Origin of the sequence: Idiomarina sp. UBA4206 (assembly GCF_002383015.1) — a bacterium.
Taxonomy (GTDB): domain Bacteria; phylum Pseudomonadota; class Gammaproteobacteria; order Enterobacterales; family Alteromonadaceae; genus Idiomarina; species Idiomarina abyssalis.
Window position 1 is genome coordinate 71,548 of record NZ_DFTS01000025.1, and the last position, 4,256, is coordinate 75,803.

Annotated in this window: 5 protein-coding genes; 3 read left to right on the forward strand and 2 right to left on the reverse strand. The window is 47.1% G+C overall.

Features of this window, described 5'->3' with window-relative positions; all coding sequences use genetic code 11:
* Positions 1–140 precede the first annotated feature (140 nt).
* Together B3180_RS05625 and B3180_RS05630 are read right to left on the reverse strand one after the other, a co-directional pair.
* Positions 141–890, reverse strand: coding sequence for an enoyl-CoA hydratase-related protein (locus tag B3180_RS05625; protein WP_278358824.1), 750 nt, complete (start codon positions 888–890; stop codon positions 141–143).
* A 20-nt stretch (positions 891–910) separates the two neighbouring features.
* The gene (locus B3180_RS05630; protein WP_054491088.1) at positions 911–1,999 is read right to left on the reverse strand and encodes a ketoacyl-ACP synthase III; all 1,089 of its coding nucleotides are present in this window, start codon (positions 1,997–1,999) and stop codon (positions 911–913) included.
* A gap of 129 nt (positions 2,000–2,128) precedes the next feature.
* On the opposite strand from B3180_RS05630, the gene B3180_RS05635 reads away from it, so the two are divergent.
* From B3180_RS05635 to B3180_RS05645, 3 genes are all read left to right on the forward strand, one after another.
* A complete protein-coding gene (locus B3180_RS05635) occupies positions 2,129–2,674 on the forward strand; it encodes a YajG family lipoprotein (RefSeq protein ID WP_271331186.1) in 546 nt (181 codons plus the stop codon).
* A gap of 2 nt (positions 2,675–2,676) precedes the next feature.
* Positions 2,677–3,267, forward strand: a complete 591-nt coding sequence (locus B3180_RS05640; RefSeq protein WP_199493865.1) for a peptidylprolyl isomerase — start codon at positions 2,677–2,679, stop codon at positions 3,265–3,267.
* Positions 3,267–4,256, forward strand: a 990-nt coding sequence (locus B3180_RS05645) for an MFS transporter (RefSeq protein WP_286843470.1), incomplete at its 3' end; no start/stop codon positions are given. The genes B3180_RS05640 and B3180_RS05645, both read left to right, overlap by 1 nt.

Genomic DNA, 4,256 nt, shown 5'->3' on the forward strand with positions numbered 1-4,256 from the left:
GCTGCTCCCTTCCGGGCCTGACCGGGTTCGCCAGTTAGCGTTGCGAGGGGACCCGCAGAGTCACCATAAACGCTTTATTCAAAGCGGGCTGCATTATGAACCAGTTATTCGACCGAAACAACCCGCAGCTAACCTTTTGCTTACTTTTTCTGCAGCTTTTCCGCAATAGCCTGACGAGCTTCATCTGAACTTAATGCTTTAGCAAAAAACGTCGCTTCCCGACTGATGCGATCAGCGACAGATTCAGCCGGCTGCTTAAGTAACCGCTTAGAAATTCGTAGCGACTTACTGGATTGTTTACGCAGCTTATCGAGCGTTTCATCAACCACAACGGGCAGACGTTCAAGCGAAACAATATGGTTAACAAAGCCCGCTTGCTGTGCCGCCTGTGCATCGAAGCTTTCACCAAGTAGCAACAACTCCGCCGCTTTTTGATAACCACAAATTTGCGGTAGTAAGAGACTAGAGGCGGCCTCAGGTAACAGTCCCAGCTGTACAAAAGGCAAGGCAAATACGGCTTCATCGCTACTGTAAACAATATCGCAATGCAACAGCAAAGTAGTCCCAATACCTATCGCTAACCCGTTAACAGCCGCAACAACAGGAACCTCGACACGCGCCAGCGTATGCAAGAATTTAAATGGTGGCGCCGACTCGTCTAAGTTCTCAATCGCTAAGAAGTCATTTAAATCGTTCCCCGCAGAAAAGCTGTCACCACTGGATTCAAAAAGTACCGCATGAATTGAGTTGTCAGCGTCCGCAGCTTTCAATGCTTCGTTACACGCTGTGTACATATCCTGAGTAAAAGCATTTTTCTTTTCAGGTCGATTTAGCCGTATACGAACAACGTCGTTATCTTGTGAAACCTGTACGAGCTCTTCAGTACTCAAAATTCGTCTCCTGTCACCGTCTACTGACCGCGGTTTTTCCACGCTTTTTTTGTCGCTTCATGCATTGGGACAATAAGTTCCAGCGCCGTTTTATCGCCGGCTGGTAACTCCATCTGGTTAGGTCGTTTCGGCGTGACTCTCTGCCCCCACTTAATTAAACCGGCTCCGCAAGTGAGTCCACCACCAAATACCGCCGACATAATACTATCACCCGGCTTAATAATGCCGTTATCAGCTGCCTCAGCAAAGGCAATAGGTAGGGTTGCTGAAGAAGTATTTCCGTACTTCTGAATATTTATAACCGTTTTTTCACTCGGTACTTTGCACATTTTACCGAGGAAATCGATGAGTCGTTTGTTCGCCTGATGCGGGATAAGCGCGTCGATATCGTCGGTTGTCATTCCCGTTTGCTGGAAGACATTCTCTACTGCAGCACTCATACCTTTTACGGCACGTTTAAAGATTTCCTGGCCAACAAAATCAAACTGCATAATTCCGTCAAAACCGAAACGGTCAAAGCTTAAGCCAAAATCAAGGCTGAGGACATCACGGGCATCCGCATCACAGCTAATATGACTGGCCAGTAAGCCGACTTCTTCGTCTGATGCTTCAAGCACCATAGCACCGGCCCCGTCACCAAATAGCACGGCACTTTCGCGTTTAGTCCAGTCAAGAATCCGGGTAAGACGCTCTGCTCCAATGAGCAAAACCTTTTTATGAGCACCAGTCTTTATCGACTGAGTCGCCACATGCATAGCGTATAAAAAGCTGCTGCAAGCAGCATTTAAGTCAAACGCCGCAGCGTCTTTAGCACCAATGTTCCGCTGTACAGCCGAGGCAACGTTTGGGATGATTTCGTCCGCAGTGCAAGTACCGACAATAATGAGATCAAGTTCGCTGGGGTCTAAGTCAGCTGCTGCCAGCGCGTTTCGCGCCGCTACAGTTGCCAACTCAGATGTCCCGACATGGCTCACTCTACGTTCAGAAATTCCTGTTCGTGAAACAATCCATTCATCAGATGTTTCAAGAAAGGTCGCAAGGTCATCATTGGTCATTACAGCCGGTGGCAGACATTTTCCCCAACCGGTAATTTCAGCAAATTTAGTCACGGCAAAACCTTTTACTTCTGTCGGCTAGTATCCTCATAATGATAGAGTGTTTTATGACGATACCGTTTCATCGTATCATAGCACGAATCGACGTCAGGTGAATGACCGCCAGGAAAAAGGATAAATCATATGTTTCGAATAATACTTGCAGCTACTTTTGCGCTTTTTATTAGTGCCTGTCAAAGCCAGCCTGATCCATTAATCATCAGTGCTGATGCTGTTACGAATAGCCTTAATACTAAAGTAAACCAGTTGAAGGTTGAGGATAAACGCTCCTACTCCTACCTGTATCGTCATAAGAAAGAAGAAGATAAAGCAGAGTTCGCGCCCGCTCAAAGACCTTTAACAGCTATCGTTGAAGAAGCACTGCAGCCGGTAACAGGCTCGAGCAGCAACAACGGCTTAACCTGGTATGTCACTATTGAAAAAGCGCTGGTTGACGCCACCCTGCACACGATTAAATACGAGCTTGAGCACAGTGTGACCATACGAGTCGAAGCAATGCGCGCTAATCGTAGATACAGTAACTTTTACTCTGGAACCTACAGCTCAACAGGCGGTCTGAAACCTGCTCAGGCCACAATTGAACGACAATTTAAACAACTGTTGAACTCTATACTGTCTGACATTGCCAATGATCCTAAACTGCGTCTGCCAGAACAAGAGGACTTTTAATCATGAAGTGGTCGAAGTATTTACTGGGCGTTGCCGCTACCTTCTTTCTCAGTTTCAGTCACGCTGAAATTCAGCCAGATAATCCTTTTCCACGAGTAAAGATGGTGACCTCTATGGGTGATATTGTGGTTGAGTTAAACCGAGACGCTGCTCCCTTAACGGTTAAAAACTTTTTCCGTTACGTTAAAAAAGCACAATATAACGGCACCATATTCCACCGCTTAGTACCCGGTTTTGTCATTCAGGGCGGTGGTTATGACAAAAACTTTCAGGACAAACCCTCTTACGAGAAAATCGTCAATGAGTCAGGTAATGGCTTGAAAAATGAATACGGGACTATTGCTATGGCGCGGGAACGAGAGCCTCACAGCGGCACCCGTCAGTTTTTCTTTAATTTAAACGACAACACCTCTCTCAATCCTGATGATGGTGACTGGGGATACGCTGTCTTTGGTCGCATTGTTGAGGGAATTGAAGTGCTGGAGGCCATGGCTGAGCTAGAGTCACAGGCTTACAGTGATGACATAGGCTGGGCCGACGTACCGGTTGACCCGCCGACTCTGAAACGCATTGAGGTTGTACCGCAAAACTGATGGCAGTCACTAAACCGACGTTCTGGCAGGATCTACAAGTTTATCGTCAATCGCGTGTATGGGTAATATTCGTGCTGGGTATTGCCAGCGGATTTCCATGGGTGATGATTGGCTCGGCTTTATCTGCCTGGTTACAGGAAGTAGGACTCACGCGCTCGGTCATCGGCTATTTTGGAGCGGTTTTTGGTGCCTATTCCATTAACTTCTTGTGGTCCCCTCTTATTGATAACCTCAAGCTTCCCCTCCTGACTCGTTGGTTAGGACAAAGACGGAGCTGGATATTTCTGTGTCAGGCACTCATTGCCGCAGGATGCTTTGCGCTGGCGAGCCTGGATATTACAAGCAATCTGCACTTAGCCGGCTTTATTGCTCTGGGCATAGCGGTTAGTTCCGCGACTCAGGATATAGCCATTGATGCCTATAGAATTGAGTCTTTTGCTGAAACCGAGGGACGTCTACAAAATGCCGGGGCTGCAATGACGACAGCTGGCTGGTGGACAGGTTACAGCGGCTTAGGTGCTTTACCCTTTTTCATTGTCGATGGCGTTGACTGGCAGTGGCAGCATGCTTATTTCGGTCTGGGCTGCGTTATGCTTGCTCTGGCCGTTGTTGTACTCTTTGTGCGTCGTACGACTTATCATAGCGATCCCACGATAGAAACAAAGCTGACTAACTTTTGGCCAGCAATGAAAGAACGCATTTCTATTACTGTTGTTCAGCCAATAGCCGAATTCTTTTCCCGAAACGGTGTAAAGCTGGCCTTATCCATTCTTGCCTTTATCTTTTTGTTTAAAATTGGTGAGGCCTTTCTTGGTCGTATGTCGATAGTCTTTTATAAAGAGATTGGGTTCACAAACGCAGAAATTGGTACCTACTCCAAGCTCGTTACCTGGTGGGTGACTATTGTATTTGCGTTACTTGGCAGTGCAGTCAACCTGCGTCTGGGCATTGTTAAAGGCTTAATGATTGGCGGTATTGCTATGGCGTCG

What these genes read in the sequence shown, in the direction of transcription:
- B3180_RS05640 (WP_199493865.1), top strand. Translation starts at nt 2,677, where the DNA reads ATGAAGTGGTCGAAGTATTTACTGGGCGTTGCCGCTACCTTCTTTCTC.
- B3180_RS05635 (WP_271331186.1), top strand. Translation starts at nt 2,129, where the DNA reads ATGTTTCGAATAATACTTGCAGCTACTTTTGCGCTTTTTATTAGTGCC.